A 16993-nucleotide genomic window follows, 5' to 3' on the forward strand; every position below is an offset into this window, starting at 1 on the left:
AAGGAAGCTCAGTCTTACTAGAAGGTCTTCCAGACTTGATCCGTGTGACGACTGTGACCTTGATTTCCCTTGTTGGGGAAACAGCTATGGCTGGTGCGGTTGGAGCTGGTGGTATCGGTAACGTGGCCATCGCTTATGGATTTAACCGCTACAATCACGATGTGACCATTTTGGCAACCATCATTATCATTTTGATTATCTTTAAATTCATACTCAATGAAAATCAAAGAGCAAAGTAGGAAACTAGCCGCAGGCTGCTCAAAACATTGTTTTGAGGTTGTAGATAGAACTGACAAAGTCAGTAACCATATATACGGCAAGGCGACGTTGACGTGGTTTGAATTTGATTTTTGAAGAGTATCAATTCTTGGGAGACTTCTTGACTAAGTCTTGAGCCATAAATAAAAAGAGCCGTGCGGCTCTTTTTAAGTAATTAGATTTTCTGTGCAAATTTTTTACTCAAGGCCTGTCCAATCAAGGCACCTACTAGGGCTCCGATGACAACACTTGCGACAAATAGAAGGATGGTTCCAGGATTTGGCGCGACCATGATACGGTCGATATATTCTTGAGATTTTCCTCTTGCCAGAAGGGTAGCCATATAGGCTTTGGGAGCAATCCACATAAGTAAGATTGGACCTGTTGAGCTAAAGGCAAAGAGAATGAAAGAAAGGAAGTTCTTTGTTTGGTCCTTGTATTTTCCTAGGTTAGCTACTCCATCTGCTAGGAGACCACAGATAATTCCAGGAAGGAAGGCACCAGCACCGTGTTTAGTTCCCAAGAAAAAGAGGGCAATGACAAGGCCGATAGTGGTAATGGCTCCAAAGCGCGGAACTTTTGCGACCAGAATCATATAGGCGCTACCGCCGACAAGGGCAGTAAAGGCAGGCGCATAAAACATATTTCCAGTTTGGTCAAAGAGATTTCCCAAAAGGACACCAATCCCCATGCAGAGGAAGTAAAGAACTGCAAAAAGCAGAGTCGTTAAGATAGATTTTTTCATGAATTGTCTCCTGATAATTTTTTCATAATTCTCATTGTACCACGGTTTGATGGGATTGTAAATGGGGACTATAAGTTTTGAAAACGCTTGAAATATGATATAATAGTTTCATAGTTAATTTTAGGAGGGTATCATGGGTAGGTTTTTAGACTTTGTCTTTAATCGTTTCTTTTTAGGGATGATTGCGACAGCCTTCTTTTGGCTATTAACCTTGGCAGGAGGAATTATCCTTGGTCTAGCGCCGGCTAGCGCCACCTTGATGAGCTTATATGCAGAATATGGTTATAGTTTTCGGGAATACAGTTTGAAGGAGGCTTGGTCTCTTTATAAGCAAAATTTTGTCTCCAGCAATCTGATTTTCTATAGCTTTCTAGGCGTGGATCTAGTTTTAGTTTATGGCTTGTATCTCTTGGTGCAATTACCTCACCAGACTATCCTTCATTTGATTGCGACCTTTTTGAATGTCCTAGTAGTAGCTCTGCTCTTTTTGGCCTATACAGTGTCTTTGAAACTACAAGTTTATTTTGACTTGTCCTATCGAAATAGTCTCAAACTATCCTTGATTGGCATTTTTATGAGTCTAGCAGCTGTGGCTAAGGTTCTCCTTGGGACAGTGCTACTTGTGGCAATTGGTTACTATATGCCTGCTCTTCTCTTCTTTGTAGGAATTGGGATGTGGCATTTCTTTATCAGTGATATGTTGGAACCGATCTATGAAAGTATCCATGAAAAATTGGCGACAAAATAAAATGAAGCAGTTTTGGATTCATTCTCTATTAAAAATTTATAGCCTTGTCATGATTATCATTATTGCTAGTTTTGCGATTATGATATCTTATGCCGATTGGGATTCGCGCGAGAAGGAGGCTCAAAGAGTTGCTCAACGTGTGACGACTCGAATGGTTAGTGAAATAGAGTATTATTATAGAGAGTCGACTCAGATAGCACAAGCCTTAGTTGATAATCAGGCTCGAATTGAAGGAATCTATAAATATTTCAGTCTTAGTACACCAGATTACTTTTATTGGCAACTAGAGCGTAAAGCTTCTCCATATGTATCTGTATCTTTGTATGAAAATATTGATGACTTGTATGTTCGAAATGATTTTGTGACAGGAGTAGCAATTGCCTTCCAAGATTATAAGGAAGTCTATGTTTCTTCTAGGGATAAACGGAGTGGAGAAAAAATCCTAGCTGAAAATTTTAAACCAGCAACTAATAGCTTCGCCATCCCTGTTTCTGACCCTGTTTCTGATAAGGATTTGGGAGTCGTCTACATTTCCTTATCGCCGAATGTCTTACATGCTGCTATTGATAATACCCGAGGTCATATCCCGATGGCTGTTACCGTGACTTCACCTTTTGACATGGAGATATTCCATATTGGTGAGAAGGTTACTATGGAGAATGAAGACTGGTTTGTTGGTGTGACCTCTCATGGCTATCAGGTTCAGGTGGCAGTTCCCAAAAACTTTGTTTTACAAGGAACAGTGACTAGCTCTGCTTTGATTGTGGGCTTGAGTCTTCTCTTTATTGTCATTCTCTATCTGACTTTGAGGCAGACCTTTGCCAACTATCAAAAGCAGGTAGTGGATTTGGTGGATTCCATCCAAGCTATTGCCCAAGGGGAAGAAGGTCTTCGCATCGATACGCTTGAAAAGGACCAGGAATTGCTCCTAATCGCAGAGACCACCAATGATATGTTGGACCGTTTAGAAAAGAATATTCATGATATTTATCAGCTAGAGCTCAGTCAAAAAGATGCCAATATGCGAGCCCTACAAGCTCAAATCAATCCTCATTTTATGTATAATACGCTGGAATTCTTGCGCATGTATGCAGTTATGCAGAGTCAAGATGAGTTGGCAGATATTATTTATGAGTTCAGTAGTCTCTTGCGGAACAATATTTCTGATGAAAGAGAAACTCTTCTCAAACAGGAATTGGAATTTTGCCGTAAATACAGCTATCTCTGCATGGTTCGCTATCCAAAGTCCATTGCCTATGGTTTCAAGATAGCCCCAGAGTTAGAGAATATGAAGATTCCTAAATTTACCTTGCAACCGCTGGTAGAAAACTATTTCGCGCATGGTGTTGACCATAGACGGACAGATAATGTGATTAGTATCAAGGCTCTTAAACAGGATGGTTTTGTGGAAATTTTAGTGGTAGATAATGGTCGTGGGATGTCTGCTGAAAAGCTGGAAAGTATTCGAGAAAAATTAAGTCAGAGACATTTTGAACACCAAGCCAGCTACAGTGATCAAAGGCAGTCTATCGGGATTGTCAATGTACATGAGCGTTTTGTGCTCTATTTTGGAGACCGCTATGCCATTACTATAGAGTCTGCAGAGCAAGCCGGTGTTCAGTATCGTATTACAATTCAAGATGAGTAGAAAGGGAGAAAATGTATAAAGTATTATTAGTAGATGATGAGTACATGGTGACAGAAGGTCTGAAGCGTTTGATTCCCTTTGATAAGTGGGATATGGAGGTCGTCGCAACAGCCAGTCATGCCGATGAAGCTCTAGAATATGTTCAGGAAAATCCTGTCGATGTCATCATTTCCGATGTCAATATGCCCGACAAAACAGGGCTTGATATGATTCGAGAGATGAAAGAAATCTTACCAGATGCTGCCTATATCCTGCTGTCAGGTTATCAGGAGTTTGATTATGTAAAAAGAGCAATGAACCTTAGTGTGGTGGACTATTTGGTCAAGCCTGTTGATAAGGTAGAGCTGGGAAATCTGCTGGAGAAGATTGCAGGTCAGCTCGGCGAGAGAGGGAAGAAAAGTCAGACTCTTAGTCAAGAATTAGACGAGGCTGGATTTGTTAGTTATTTAGGTGGTAAGGAGAATTGGTGGATAGGTCTTTCAAAGGAAAAACAGGGCTCCTTCACTATTCCCTACTATGTCTTGGGTCAAGATTGGCAGATTTTCATTTCTGACCAACCCCTAGATGGTTTGGTCGTTACACCTTTTGAAGCTCCTTATCAAGAACACTTTGAACGCTGGAAGCTGAATGCTGAGAAAGCCCTCTTTTACGGCTCTGTAAATCTACAGCAGTCTCAGAGTCTCTTTGCCTACTACGAACCGATTTATAGGGTTATCATTCAGGGGAATCTCAATCAAATCGTGGAAGAATTGAACCTTTTGGAGAAGGTGGTTCTTGAAAATACACCGCGTGTTCCGATTACCAAACAGCTTTTTATCCAGTTTGTCATGGATGTCTTTCACTTGTTTGAACATCTCAAAGCTGATGATATGACGGACATTGTCAAAACCATTCATGCTATTCAATCCTTCGATGAATTGGTTTCTTATATCAAGGAAACTCTGACCAGCTTTTTCGGTCAATACCGTATGAATGAAAATGTGGTCAGTGTGCTGGAAGTCATTGGTCGTGATTACCAAAAGGAGCTGTCCCTCAAGGATATCAGTAAGGCCCTCTTTATCAATCCTGTCTATCTAGGACAGTTGATTAAGCGTGAAACCGATTCGACCTTTGCAGAGTTACTAAACAAACAACGTATTAAGGCTGCCCAGCAGCTCTTGCTTTCGACTAGTGATAGTATCGAAGATATTTGTTATGCTGTTGGTTACAGTAACCTTGGATATTTCTATAAAGTGTTCCGAAAATTGTGCGGAAAATCGCCAAAAGCCTACCGAAAACAGGTAGAAACGATACTATAAGATTTGTATTCCTTTACAAAAAGTGCTATAATATGAATAATATTATTAGGAGGTTCTATCATGAAAAAGAAACCGATTTATCTATGGGTCTTGTTAATCTTGTCTGCCCTTATTTCAGCAATGTCTCTGTTTGGAATGTTGAGTCCCTTACCTAGCAAAGAAGCTCTTCGTGCCGCTCAGAAACAAGTTGCAGGGGTCAGTGCTCAGCAATTAGAAGACCAGCTTAATTACAACTATGGAGTAGCAGAAGCGTATCATTCTATTTTTAATATGGCCTTGATTGTGCTATCTGCTATTTTAGTGGTCGTAGCGATTGTCTTCCTTATTCGTAAGAATTTGCAATATGCAAACTATACTTACGTTGGCTATGTTTTGTTAGCTATTATCGGTTCGATTTATGGCTATGTTGGTTTACAGGACGCTGTGCAGTTGGTTCAAGATGAGACCATGCGTTTGACAATGAGTATTGGTTCAAAAGCTGTCAGCATTTTCTATATCGTCATCAATATTCTCTTCCTAGCTCTTGTCTTCTATAAGATGTGGCGACAACAGAAAGCCTTGGCAGAAGAAGAGGAAGCAGAAAATCTTGCCTAAGTATTGACAAAAAAGAACTATCAAGATACAATCTTGGTAGTTCTTTTTCGATTAAAAATAAAATCATGGAGGTACATATGAAGACAATTTCTTTAGTTTATATTAGTTTGAGTGGCAACACTGAAAGTTTTGTGACGCGCTTGAAAGATTATCTCTTGTCCCAGTACGAGGGAATTGAGGTTCAAAAGATTCATATCAAGGATTTGGTCAAGGAAGGTAAAAATTTCTATGAGATGGACCATCCCTATGTCGCTTTTTTGCCGACCTATCTCGAAGGTGGGAATGGCGTTGATAACGGAGATGTCGAGATCTTGACGACACCCGTTGGGGATTTTATCGCCTATGGTGACAATGCTAGTAAGTGTTTTGGTGTAGTTGGCTCAGGAAATCGTAACTTTAATAACCAATACTGCCTGACAGCCAAGCAATACAGTCAACGCTTTGGTTTCCCTGTATTGGCTGACTTTGAAATGCGAGGCATGCTGGAAGATATCAAACGTGTCGCAGCGATTATCGCAGATTTGTATGAGTTGGAAAAGGAGAATTAAAGTCAATATAAGAGGCGCTTGGGATTTTTCAACTGTTTTTGAGTATAAACAGTCTTTGAGAACGTAAAAAAGCATAAGTTCAGGTCTTCAAAACCTTGTTCTTATGCTTTTTATCATAGAAATATTTGCTGCATTTTCTCTTGAAATGAAACCTTATACTCAATGAAAATCAAAGAGCAAACTAGGAAACTAGCCGCAGGCTGTACTTGAGTACGGCAAGGCGACGTTGACGTGGTTTGAAGAGATTTGCGAAGAGTATTATCTTCATCTCGCGCTTGTCAGTTATCCTGCTTTTCCGATTGCGAGTGCGTAGATAAAGAAGATGGCGAAGCCAAAGAGGAAAATCAATCCTGCAATGGCAAGGTGTTTGAGCCAAGAAGGAAGATTTTTGTTTTCACGCGTTACCAAGGCGTAATTCAAAAGAGCGAAGAATGGTGTTGTCAGGAAAGAACCAATCATGGCAAAGCGGAGCATGGTTGAAACCTGACCAGCGAAGAACTTGATAATGACGATACCGATGATAGCAGTGATAGTCATCCAGATATTCAAAGATTTACGATTGTCTTCTTTTTGACTGATTAGCAGTCGGAGAGATTCCTGATTGACACGAGAATAGCCATCAATAACAGTGATAACTGTTCCAAAGATACAGAGGAAGGCAATAAAGGTAATCAAGTAACGGGACCATTCGCCAAGAACAGAGGCATACATGCCCACGAATTGAGAGATGTATTTGGCTGAAGCAGCTTCAACCGCCTGCCCTGTAGGATACTGAATCAGTGCTCCCAGTGCCACAAAGAAGACGGCTAGAATAGCTGTTCCAATATAACCAGTGTTAAAGTCAAACAGAGCGTCTTCTGTGTTAAAGTTGACGGTCTTTCTCTTTTCAGCAGACCAAAGTGAATTGATAGCTGAAATTTCAATAGGAGCAGGCATCCACCCTAAGAGGGAAACGATGAAGGGTAGAGCTGCCATTTGCCAAGGTGTTTTCTCGACAAAATCAGAACTGTATTCTGGATGCTTGACCGCTGCGATGATAACTGCAAGAACAGTTGCAATGGTTAAGGCAGACATAATCCATTTGACCATGCCGTCTAAAAGTTTGTAGCCTCCAAAGAGTAGCATAGCCCAAATGATTGCAACGAGAATGAGGGACCATTGAGTAATGCTAAGTTCAATCATTGGGAAGGCGCTGGCGATGATAGCTGAGCACAGAATGGCGACACCAGCTGTGTTGACCATAGCCGAAAAGACATTGAGGATAAAGAAAATCCAGAGATAGAGTTTTCCTTTTTCGGCATAACCTTCAACCAAAGTCTTTCCAGTATCAGCTGTGTATTCAGCACCAAAACGGAAAAATGGATATTTAAAGACATTGGCTAAGATGACCAAGAGAAGTAGAGACCAACCGTAAGAACCGCCAGCTTGAGTGGAGGATACAATGTGGGAACCTCCAACAGCGGCAGTTGCCATTAGGATTCCAGGTCCCATTGCTTTTAGCTTGCTTGCCCAGGTTGATTGATTTAAGGAAATAGCTTGTGACATGATAAATACTCCTTTTTGAATTTTCAGAATAATCTGGATATGTAATCTATATTCTACAAAAAACTTTGGAAAAATGCAAGAATATTTTGAAAAAAGATAGAAAATTACAGAAAATTCACAAAGAAGACCTGAAAATAACTGCTATGATAGCAAGGTGCAGCAGGATAAAGAAAAACCGAGAAGTTTCTTTCTCGGATTTGCTTATTATGAGTTTCTTACTTTCTATGCTCCAAGAGTTGATTGATGTGGTCCACTTTTTTAGATTCTTTTTTATAAAGAATAGCCCAAATGATGAGGTAGACAATCGCAAACTCGATAATGAGCTGGAGGTAGAAAATCCAGTGGAAGGGGAACCAACCTGCTAGGGTTGCTAGTGGGACAAAGCCAGCCAGCATAAGGAAAAAATGAGTCAGAGTTGCACGGAGCATGCTCCAGTCACGGCTGAATAATCGGTTGCCAAAGTTGAAGAGAATACCGATGGCTGCCCAGATAAGAGTACAGTAGAGCAAGACCAGGGCACCGTGAACCTGATGTTGAGCCATCACTTGGCCGATGAGAGAGTAGGGATTTAGTGGTGCGTAGGTATTTGGTGCATAAATGAGTGAAAAGATGATAGAGAGGATGAGGCCGATGAGGACACCAGTAGCTGCGTCGTGGAAGATTTGTTTTTTCATAGTTCTAATTTCTCCTTGATGGTTTTTAGATAACGGCGTGAAGAGTAGGTGAAGCTTTCGTTTTTCAAGAAAATTTCTACTAGGCCGTTGGGCGTAAGCTTGAGATGGGAGATGGAGTCGATATTGATGATTTCTGATTGGGAAATTTGGATAAAATTGCTTGGCAAGAGTTCAAGGATCTGATAGAGTCGTAAGTCAATGGTGTAGGTCTGACTCGCCGTTTCTGCTAGAACCTTCCGATTCTCAATATAGAAGCGCTGAATCTTGCCAATCTCAACTAGATAGACCTGATCATCGATTTTTCCTTTGATTTTTTCTGTTCGGTCAAGATTTTCTGCGAACTCGATGACTTTTTGGACTTTTTCGGTCTCTTGAGGTGCTTGGACAATCAGCTTTTCCTCTTCGTAAGTTTCACTAATCTGTAGTTCTACTTTCATAAATTTCTCTCCTTGTTTTTCATACAAAATTGTGATCACTTCTTGTACACCTTTATTAAACACTATTTTTCAGCCCCTTGCAAGGGACTTTGTCTATGTGGAGGGATTTGGCTCCTATGTGGTGGAGTTTTTCTGTCCTATCTGAAATATGGTATAATAGCACTAATCAATTTCTAGGAAAATAGATACGGAAAGGGGCTGAAAGAACTAGGGGAACAGTTGGAATTAGAAAGTGATAGGTATGAAAAGTGGCGTTGAAGCTGAATAAGTTTATAAAGCGTTTGAATGAAGAAATGGAAAGTAAATAAGTTGACGATGAATTACAAAATAGATTTTATCTACAATTTGTATCTTTCAAATCGTTGATTTGAATTTTAGATTTAATCATGCTACAATTAAAACTGAAATCAAATAGAAGAGGAAAATACAAACGTGGGCACACTACTAGCAACAAGATTAAAAAATAGACGGAAAGAATTAAAAATGTCTCAGCGAGAACTAGCTGAAGGTATCTGTAAACAGGGGCAAATCAGCCGATTAGAGAGCGGAGAGTTTACCCCTGGAGCGGATTTCCTGCATGCCCTTGCTAAGAAGTTAAAAGTCAGTATGGATTATTTTTTTGATGAGCAGGTTGTAGAGAAAGTTGAGGAGTTATCAGAATTTAAGAAATTAGCACAGACATTTATTACAAATCGCAATTATGAGTCTTTGAAATATATATATGAATTGGAGAATGTAAAAGCTTACCGCCTATCTTTAGCAGATAAAATCTACATGGAATGGATAAAATCTCTGATAGATTTTTATTTTTACGGACAAAAAGAAGATGCGATTGTACGATTAGAGGGGGTATTATCACAGTTAAGTGTATCTGATTTGAACTATCTCCAAGTTTCAAACACCCTATTCAATTTTTATTATGATATTGGAGATTTAGGTCGTTTCAATAAAATTCGTGAAAAACTAGAGTATCAAGTAAATCAACTCAATTTGAGTACAATCGAAGAGTTAGAACTATCTATTAAGTTTAACTACAACGTTTGTCGTTATCTATGGTTACAGAAAAATATTGAAGAAGCTATTACTAAAATTACAGCCACTATAAAACAATGTAAGGCTTACAGAACGAATTATCTTTTGGCTGATTTGTACTTATTGATGGGAAACGTAAGTGAAAATTTCTCTTCTAAAAGTTCAGTGAAAGAATATTTTGAAACAGCTCATTTCCTTTACAAATTAGAGGAAAACATGTCAATGGCTTTGAAAGTTGAGCATTACATTGCAGATATAATAGAATAATGAATACGGTGTTCAAGTGAGCATCGTTTTTTAAACTTATCTTAGATACAAAAAAGTATTAAAAAAAAAAAAATAAAAAAATGTTATAAAATACTTGACGAGCTAATTTTGAAGTGATAAAATAAATGAAAGAAAAAAGGAGAGGTATATGAGAAGTTTGTTTAAGAAAATAGTTGCTGTATTAGCTATTGGCTTGATTCTGTTAGGAATTGCGAGAACACCTCAAGTTCATAAGATAGCTAGAGGGATTGATCCAGGTCCAGCGAATGGGAAAGCTCTCTAACTATTCAGACTAATCTATAACGACATTATGAGGTTTGATAAGATTTCTCCTCACCGGATAAAAATCTTAAATATATTTATGGAAGGATAAACATGCTATGGAAAATACAGATCTTACTCTAAAACAAGAGAATGTTTCTCTGGATATTGACGTTGATGTTGATCTTGATGCTATCTTGATTGGAAGAAATCAACCAAGCCAGCGCAGATGCTAAAGTACATTTTGTTGAGTCAGGGGTGGTGATTATTATCGCTCCTGATTTTTATTAGGTTAATTTAATTAAAGAAGTTATAAAAGAATCTCAAATGAAAAAATATTTTTATCAAAATTCCTTTTTAGTAGGTCAATTTTTAATAGCAAATATCATTGGAGCCATTTCTGTACTGAGCTTGGCTTTTGTTCTAGAAGGTATTATTGATTCTATTTCAAATGTTAATTCAGAAACATTCATATTATATGTAGTATTGCTATTAGTTTATATAGTTTTTGATTCCGTAATGGAGTATTGTGTTGAAGTTTCAAATCAAAAATTAATTCAAAAAATTTTACATGATATACGAAGTGATCTGACTGAAAGTAACGGAAGAAAAGCATTGATTGATGTTTTTCGTAGTAATCCTGAAAACCATATCTCAACTTATACTAATGAATTAGAAGTTTTAGAAAAACAATACTTAGAACAAATTATTAGTATAACTAATGATATTTTAGTTTTTGTTTTTGCTTCAGTTATATCTTTATTTTTACAACCGTCATATACTATAATAATGGTCGTTTTGAGTTTACTTCCTCTTTTTTATCCTTTATTAACTCAAAATTCTTTACAAAGTGCAAGAGATGTAAGCGTAAAGTCAAAAGAAAGTTATTTTAGTGTAGTATCAGATTTTTACTTTGGTTTAAAGACAGTTAAACTATTTAATGCAGTGCACCCTTTCACTGATATTGTGAATTCAAAAAGTAAGCAGTTAGGACAATCTAATGTAGCTTATTACAAAAAGGCAAACTCAATAGAGGCAATATCATACGCAATTACAATGGTTGTAAATCAGGGAGCTTGGGTAGTAGGAGGTTTTTTTGTACTCAAGGGAAGACTTTCTCTAGGAGAATTTATTGGACTTCGTCAATTAGTTATGTATATTACTTATCCAATTACTAATATGAAACATAGCTATACTGATATATTATCTTCAAAAAAATTGGTTAATAATCTGGTTGCAACTATAAATCGAGTACCAGCGGATACCGCTAATATGAAAAATGTAAAAATTAATACAATTGAGCTTGTTGATTTTGGAATATCTGGTGGGGAGCAAAATATATTACAAAATATAAATTTAACATTTAAGGTAGATAAAAAATATCTCATTGTTGGAAAAAGTGGTAGTGGGAAAAGTACGCTTTTGAATTCATTAATAGGTTTGATACCAGATGGTTTTAATATTAATGGGAACATCTTAGTTAATGGACAGGATTTAACTAGTATTAAGTTAGATTACTCGTCAGTTGCTTACGTGGAGCAGAAAACCTTTATTTTTGATAAACCAGCTATTGATAATTTGACAATGTATAAAGATTATGATAAAAGTCTAGTTCATCAAGTGTTACAGAAGGTAAGCTTAGAAAATATTAATTTAGAGGATAGCATCAAAAATAAGTTGTCTGGGGGACAAGAGAGGAGACTAGATTTTGCTAGGTCTCTACTTGCGAATAAGGAAATTTTACTTTTGGACGAGGTTACATCGTCTCTAGATAAAGAAAATAGATTGCGTATTGAAGAATTAGTGGCCTCAGTGCAGGGGAAAATGGTTATTTGTATTGCTCACGAACCATCAGATAATTTCATCTCAATGTTTGATGAAGTAATAACTCTTGAAGAAGGAATGATTACTTAGATGTAAAAATATCATAATAGACTTAGGAAAAATTTATGAAAAAAGAAATACTACCTCAATATGTTTATAGAGATAAAATGGGTAATAGTGCAGCTTTAAAGGAATATTACTCGATAAAATTTGATAAGGTAGATAGCTACTATGAGTATATTTGGAAAAACATTTTACTTCAAGAAGCAATTTTACTTTGTAATCGAACTCTTTTTATGGAGTTATCAAATTTTTATAAAAAATCAGAGAAAAATAAGAGAAGACTATTACGAACTTTAGAAAATTATTTTATTAGATTTTGTACACGTCCCTCAACATTCTTCACGTTTGGATATGTAGGAGTAGGAGAATTTTCTCATGGTGGGATAGAAGAAAATCTGAAATGTGAATCAAAGAGTGTAGAAAAGATAACAGATATTTCTACAGAGTGGGCTTTTGATTTTTTAAAATTGATTTTGAGAGAACGAGATGTATTAAAAGAACTATTCGTATTTTTAAATCCCAATTTAATAGGAGTCGGAGCAAAGCTGTTAAATCAGAAACTGTATTTTTGCCAATCAGATATACAAAAAATTGTCTTGACGGATTTAAACATTGTTCTTTCAGACATTATTGAGACTTGTAAAACACCTTTAAAAATAAGTTCTCTAGTCAATTTGTTATTAGAGAAGGGATTTGAATTAAATACTATTTATGACTATATACAGCAATTGATAGATAGTGAGATATTATTTTTTGAATGTTTTGAGATATTAACCAGAGACAATAAAATAAACTTGATAGATGATTTTATTAATGGAATAGAATTAATACCTGCAAAATTAAAAAGGCAAATTTCTTGTATAAAATCAAAAATAGAATTATATAATAGTATTCCTCTGGGAGAGGGGAGTCGAATTCTGATAGATTTATATAGTATTATGGACGATATATGTAAGGTAAATACTCCGCTTAATATTTTATGTATTAGTCATCAGAAATTTCAGATAGATTATCAGATAAAGAATGAAATAGAAGAATTTCTTAATATACTATTAACTATTAATTTAAAATATAAGCAAGAGCGCAGTCTGAAAGAATATACAAGAAAATTTTATAATTTGTATGGTAGTAACAATTTAGTGCCTTTAACGGAATTGCTTTCAGTTAAAGGGTTAGGTTCTCCCTCAAACTATTCAAACCCAATTTTGAGTACTTATTTGGGAGAAACTTTAAATATTAATGATGGAACAGATAAATTCCAACATGATTTAGTGAATCAGATTTTGAACACTACCAGTGGTGAAGAGATAAAATTAGAGAATTTAATTGAACAAGAAGGGACGATTAAAGATAGTTTTCCTACTGCAGAAGTAGTTTTCTCAATTTATGAAATTGATAATGGAATTCAATTAAAATGGCATGGAAATCAATATTCAGATAATTTTTTTTCGATTTCTGGGAAATATGTGCCGTGCTTTAAAGAATATTTCAATATACACGAAATGTTAGAAATAGAGAGAAAATTTTATAATGAACTTTTAGTTGGAGTTGATGAGTTTCATAGTAATTTAGTGTTAAATGACATCAAGAGAGAGAATGCTTTAGATAGCTTGATATTAGATTTTCCATTTTTTAAAAATATTGATATTTCAGATGTATATATATACTTAGATGACAAGAATAACTTTCAAGTTTTTTCTAAGAAAACAAATACTCATATGCGTGTTATAAAGAGAAATAGAATTTCTCCAAATCTATTAAATAATCAAACCCGATTTTTATATAGTATTTTTTGCAATCAATTATCGTATTATGATTTCTATAAGGTTTTTTCAATTGAGTATTTACATTATCAAAATAGGATAGTCTATAAAGATATAATTGTATATCCTGAAACATGGAGGCTATCTAAAAATTCTAATTTTGATAAGTTTATAAAAAACTATAATGTTCCGAAATTTGTAAATTTAGTAGAGGGGGACATGGAGTTACTGATAAATTTAGATAAAAAAGGAGATATAGAGAAGGTAAAACAAAAATTAAAGACAGATAAAGTAGTTTTAACAGAGTACTTAGGGGAGTTAAAAAGCTCTAATGAAATAATAGCATTTTCAAAAAATATAGATAATAGTACACAGTGTTTAGAAAAAAACTGTAGTTTGGAGGAAGTACATCTGGTATCTAAAGACTGGTTTAGTTTTCATTTGTATTGTAAAGAGGAATTAACATCGATTTGTGTAGAAGATATTTTAAAGAGGTTCTTAAATTTGATTGATGACGATATTCAATATAGTATAAATTTTGTTCAATATTACTACGATGAATATCATATTCGATTTAGAATTAAAATTTTCGGAACAAATGATACTGATAAAATTAAAGTCTTAATGTTAATGATAAAACTTTTTTCATCTAGTATAGACGACGGACTTCTAACACGGTATGAGATGCTACCGTATCGAATAGATTTTTCACTACTTGGTGGTTCAGATAGTGCTTGGAATATCGAGAAGATATTAACACTAGATTCTCTTTATGTTATTTCTAATTATTCCATTTTGAGAACACTCCCGATACAATATTATGTACTTATACTACAAAGTATTTTTGAATCATTTGAAATAGACAATGCGGAATTAATCAAACATTTTAAGGACATTGAAGTATCAAAAAATTACTCGTTATATAGAAATGTAAAAAAAGAAATCAAAAATATAGATTTAGATGTTTTTCCATTTAGTGAGGAACTTTTCAAAAAATGTAAATATTTAGTCGAACTATTAAATGAAATTGAGAGTAAACGAAAAGTTAATACATCTGAAAAAATAGAAATTGCTAAGAGATATATACATCTATTTTTAAATAAAATTTTTTTCAATAAATTTTATGAGGAGAAAATTTATCAACTATTCTATCTATATTTAATGGATAAAAAATTTATCCAGAAATCTAAAATGTAAGTTTGATTATAAATGATTAAGGAGGAGTAAATGTTTATAAATTTGCCTTATAAAGGACGAACGAAAGTACCAGGATCCGAATGTGGATTTAATAATTTTATTAGAAATAACTATTTAGAGAGAAAGTATTATTTACAAAATAACTTTATAAATGCCTCTGATTATGAAAATAGTGATTTAATATCAGAATTGAAATCAAAAATATCTTCTCGGTATAGTAAAGAGGACATATTTATTTTTGGCGGTGATCATTGTACTACCAGTTTTGTTTTTGATCATATTATTGATACTGAGAAAAGTATCGGAATTATAATATTTGATGCTCATTTAGATAAAGGAGATATATCGGATGGATATTATAATTGGAATGTTCTTAGTTGGATAGAGGATAGTATTGAGAGTGGTATGATAATAGGAACTAGACACGATTATTATAAGGTTCTTACCCCTAGAAAATATAAAGTTTATGATGATATCGCAGTATATGAAAATAAAGAAATTATCCTAGAAAATATAAAAGAATACTTTGAAAAATTTGATACTATTTACATTAGTCTTGATGTCGATGTTCTAAATGTATCGGACTTTCCAGGTGTTAGCTTTCCAATGCCTGGGGGGTTAAGTTTAGTAAATCTTGTATACTTTATCAGACAAATAAAAGAAATCAAAAAAATACATGGAAAAAATATAATTTGGGACTTGGTTGAATATAATCCTCTAGTAGAGTCTACAATTTCTAACATCACCTTACAGCGTATACTAACGGAAATTAATACAGATAATTATACCAAATATGATTGAAAGAATACTGAACAAAATTGAGCAAGATTTTCTGCAATTAGATTTTAAAGAACTATCGAATAATGAAAATTATCCAGAAATATTGTATAATATATTACTTTTTTTGTCTGGTTTATCAGATTCAGAATATATAGATTACATTGATGAACAGTTCTATGAATTTATTTTAAAAGAAATATATCTTAATAAATCAAGATTTAAGTTGTCATTTTATAATGGTATGACCGGTATTGTTTTCTTGTTAGAACATAGTAAGTTGAATAGCGAGTATTCTGATTTATTGAGTCAATATTTCAATAAAACTATAAGCGATACTATGTTGGTGTTACTTCCTTTTTTTAAGGATTCAAAGAAAGAGTATGAATTTTTTGGAGGCTTGTTAGGAATTGTATATTATTATTTACAGAGAAAAACACCAATAAATCATAAGGAATCGTACATTTTAGAAGAAAGTTTAAATAAATTATTAGGGGTTATAAAAAAAGAAATAAATATAGAAAGTTTTGATATTTCGCTTATACATGGAATGGTATCGTTTTTGAAAATATTTCGTAGTTATTTGGAAAAAGAAGAATCTAAAGAAATAAATGAAATATATAATAAAATGATGGATTGTTACTTGAAGCTAGTTATAGACAAAGAAAAATTTGAGGAAATTTTTGGTAAAAAAATGGGATGGTGTAACAGTAGACTTTCTATACTTTTATTACTATATTCACTACCAGTTGAACAAGAGATAAGTGGCTACTTGTATAATGAATTATTAGAGATATTTGATAGCAGTGGAAGTTGGAAATATGATGATTCATATCTTTGCCATGGTTATGCTGGAATGAGCATTATGATGTGTGCATTTAATTACACAGGAAAAAATAGAATTTTTGTAAGAGAGAAGCTTCGTGAAGAATTACAAAATAGTAAAAATTTACTTGGTAATCTAAATCAATCACCGAATATCATTGAAAATTGCTTAGGGGTCATACTGGCTCTTATTAATGATTATTCTAATAAAGTGGAAATTCTTAACAAAATCATGCTAACACTATGAAAACTGAGGCAATCTCGGTTTTTTGTTTATCCCAAACATATAACTGTTTCTTTTATAGTTGCTTATTTTAAACTAAGCAACTATAACTTACTCTTCAAACCACGTCAGCGTCGTCTTGCCGTACTAAAGTACTGTCTGCGCCTAGCTTTCTAGTTTGCTCTTTGATTTTTATTGAGTATACCACTATTTTATGCCCCCTGGCAAGGGACTTTGTCTATGTGGAGGAATTTGGCTCCTATGTG

Annotated in this window: 15 protein-coding genes and 1 pseudogene; 12 read left to right on the forward strand and 4 right to left on the reverse strand. The window is 34.6% G+C overall.

Annotated elements, in window-relative coordinates:
• Window positions 1–20 precede the first annotated feature (20 nt).
• Window positions 21–239 (forward strand): annotated as a pseudogene (locus HT724_RS01995) (hypothetical protein); the annotation flags it as partial.
• A gap of 194 nt (window positions 240–433) precedes the next feature.
• On the opposite strand, the gene HT724_RS02000 reads toward HT724_RS01995, so the two are convergent.
• Complete coding sequence (locus tag HT724_RS02000) at window positions 434–1003, reverse strand: MptD family putative ECF transporter S component (RefSeq protein WP_173276109.1); 570 nt, start codon at window positions 1001–1003, stop codon at window positions 434–436.
• A gap of 133 nt (window positions 1004–1136) precedes the next feature.
• Between HT724_RS02000 and HT724_RS02005 the strand changes: the two genes are divergently transcribed.
• The 5 genes from HT724_RS02005 (at window position 1137) to nrdI (ending at window position 5839) form a co-directional block, all read left to right on the forward strand.
• Window positions 1137–1751 (forward strand): DUF624 domain-containing protein, encoded by a 615-nt coding sequence (locus tag HT724_RS02005; RefSeq protein ID WP_173276110.1) that lies wholly within the window; start codon window positions 1137–1139, stop codon window positions 1749–1751.
• A complete protein-coding gene (locus HT724_RS02010) occupies window positions 1729–3399 on the forward strand; it encodes a sensor histidine kinase (protein WP_345890302.1) in 1671 nt (556 codons plus the stop codon). Before HT724_RS02005 ends, HT724_RS02010 begins: the two co-directional genes overlap by 23 nt.
• An 11-nt stretch (window positions 3400–3410) precedes the next feature.
• The gene (locus tag HT724_RS02015; protein WP_173276111.1) at window positions 3411–4697 is read left to right on the forward strand and encodes a response regulator transcription factor; all 1287 of its coding nucleotides are present in this window, start codon (window positions 3411–3413) and stop codon (window positions 4695–4697) included.
• A gap of 60 nt (window positions 4698–4757) precedes the next feature.
• Window positions 4758–5291 (forward strand): hypothetical protein, encoded by a 534-nt coding sequence (locus HT724_RS02020; protein WP_000729017.1) that lies wholly within the window; start codon window positions 4758–4760, stop codon window positions 5289–5291.
• Window positions 5292–5368: 77 nt separating this feature from the next.
• Complete coding sequence (gene nrdI / locus HT724_RS02025) at window positions 5369–5839, forward strand: class Ib ribonucleoside-diphosphate reductase assembly flavoprotein NrdI (protein ID WP_000849609.1); 471 nt, start codon at window positions 5369–5371, stop codon at window positions 5837–5839.
• 282 nt (window positions 5840–6121) lie between these two features.
• Here the strand turns inward: nrdI and HT724_RS02030 are convergent, their stop codons facing one another.
• From HT724_RS02030 to HT724_RS02040, 3 genes are all read right to left on the reverse strand, one after another.
• Window positions 6122–7384: an NRAMP family divalent metal transporter gene (locus HT724_RS02030; RefSeq protein ID WP_050214054.1), complete on the reverse strand. Its 1263-nt coding sequence runs from the start codon at window positions 7382–7384 to the stop codon at window positions 6122–6124.
• Between the two features lie 215 nt (window positions 7385–7599).
• A complete protein-coding gene (locus HT724_RS02035; RefSeq protein WP_173276112.1) occupies window positions 7600–8058 on the reverse strand; it encodes a DUF3021 domain-containing protein in 459 nt (152 codons plus the stop codon).
• On the reverse strand, window positions 8055–8495 hold the full coding sequence (locus HT724_RS02040) for a LytTR family DNA-binding domain-containing protein (RefSeq protein WP_007284769.1): 441 nt from the start codon (window positions 8493–8495) through the stop codon (window positions 8055–8057). The genes HT724_RS02035 and HT724_RS02040 overlap by 4 nt, the downstream gene beginning before the upstream one ends.
• A gap of 432 nt (window positions 8496–8927) precedes the next feature.
• Here HT724_RS02040 and HT724_RS02045 point away from each other — a divergent pair, with 432 nt between their 5' ends.
• From HT724_RS02045 to HT724_RS02065, 6 genes are all read left to right on the forward strand, one after another.
• Window positions 8928–9794: a helix-turn-helix transcriptional regulator gene (locus tag HT724_RS02045; RefSeq protein WP_173276113.1), complete on the forward strand. Its 867-nt coding sequence runs from the start codon at window positions 8928–8930 to the stop codon at window positions 9792–9794.
• Between the two features lie 148 nt (window positions 9795–9942).
• Entirely contained in the window at window positions 9943–10077 is a 135-nt protein-coding gene (locus HT724_RS10360; RefSeq protein WP_262081937.1) for a hypothetical protein, read from the forward strand.
• 305 nt (window positions 10078–10382) lie between these two features.
• Window positions 10383–11969, forward strand: coding sequence for an ABC transporter ATP-binding protein (locus HT724_RS02050; RefSeq protein ID WP_173276114.1), 1587 nt, complete (start codon window positions 10383–10385; stop codon window positions 11967–11969).
• 35 nt (window positions 11970–12004) lie between these two features.
• Complete coding sequence (locus HT724_RS02055) at window positions 12005–14902, forward strand: lantibiotic dehydratase (RefSeq protein ID WP_173276115.1); 2898 nt, start codon at window positions 12005–12007, stop codon at window positions 14900–14902.
• A gap of 30 nt (window positions 14903–14932) precedes the next feature.
• Window positions 14933–15703 (forward strand): arginase family protein, encoded by a 771-nt coding sequence (locus HT724_RS02060; protein WP_173276116.1) that lies wholly within the window; start codon window positions 14933–14935, stop codon window positions 15701–15703.
• The gene (locus HT724_RS02065; protein WP_173276117.1) at window positions 15696–16751 is read left to right on the forward strand and encodes a lanthionine synthetase LanC family protein; all 1056 of its coding nucleotides are present in this window, start codon (window positions 15696–15698) and stop codon (window positions 16749–16751) included. The genes HT724_RS02060 and HT724_RS02065 overlap by 8 nt, the downstream gene beginning before the upstream one ends.
• Window positions 16752–16993 lie beyond the last annotated feature (242 nt).

The sequence above is a fragment of the Streptococcus sp. k-402 genome (assembly GCF_013277515.1).
Lineage (GTDB): Bacteria > Bacillota > Bacilli > Lactobacillales > Streptococcaceae > Streptococcus.

Bases quoted from the DNA above. Each gene is read 5' to 3' on its own strand.
- HT724_RS02050 (WP_173276114.1), top strand. From the start codon at position 10,383: ATGAAAAAATATTTTTATCAAAATTCCTTTTTAGTAGGTCAATTTTTA.
- HT724_RS02065 (WP_173276117.1), top strand. From the start codon at position 15,696: ATGATTGAAAGAATACTGAACAAAATTGAGCAAGATTTTCTGCAATTA.
- HT724_RS02030 (WP_050214054.1), bottom strand. From the start codon at position 7,384: ATGTCACAAGCTATTTCCTTAAATCAATCAACCTGGGCAAGCAAGCTA.
- HT724_RS02015 (WP_173276111.1), top strand. From the start codon at position 3,411: ATGTATAAAGTATTATTAGTAGATGATGAGTACATGGTGACAGAAGGT.
- HT724_RS02000 (WP_173276109.1), bottom strand. From the start codon at position 1,003: ATGAAAAAATCTATCTTAACGACTCTGCTTTTTGCAGTTCTTTACTTC.
- nrdI (WP_000849609.1), top strand. From the start codon at position 5,369: ATGAAGACAATTTCTTTAGTTTATATTAGTTTGAGTGGCAACACTGAA.
- HT724_RS02060 (WP_173276116.1), top strand. From the start codon at position 14,933: ATGTTTATAAATTTGCCTTATAAAGGACGAACGAAAGTACCAGGATCC.
- HT724_RS02005 (WP_173276110.1), top strand. From the start codon at position 1,137: ATGGGTAGGTTTTTAGACTTTGTCTTTAATCGTTTCTTTTTAGGGATG.
- HT724_RS02020 (WP_000729017.1), top strand. From the start codon at position 4,758: ATGAAAAAGAAACCGATTTATCTATGGGTCTTGTTAATCTTGTCTGCC.
- HT724_RS02035 (WP_173276112.1), bottom strand. From the start codon at position 8,058: ATGAAAAAACAAATCTTCCACGACGCAGCTACTGGTGTCCTCATCGGC.
- HT724_RS10360 (WP_262081937.1), top strand. From the start codon at position 9,943: ATGAGAAGTTTGTTTAAGAAAATAGTTGCTGTATTAGCTATTGGCTTG.
- HT724_RS02055 (WP_173276115.1), top strand. From the start codon at position 12,005: ATGAAAAAAGAAATACTACCTCAATATGTTTATAGAGATAAAATGGGT.
- HT724_RS02040 (WP_007284769.1), bottom strand. From the start codon at position 8,495: ATGAAAGTAGAACTACAGATTAGTGAAACTTACGAAGAGGAAAAGCTG.
- HT724_RS02010 (WP_345890302.1), top strand. From the start codon at position 1,729: ATGAAAAATTGGCGACAAAATAAAATGAAGCAGTTTTGGATTCATTCT.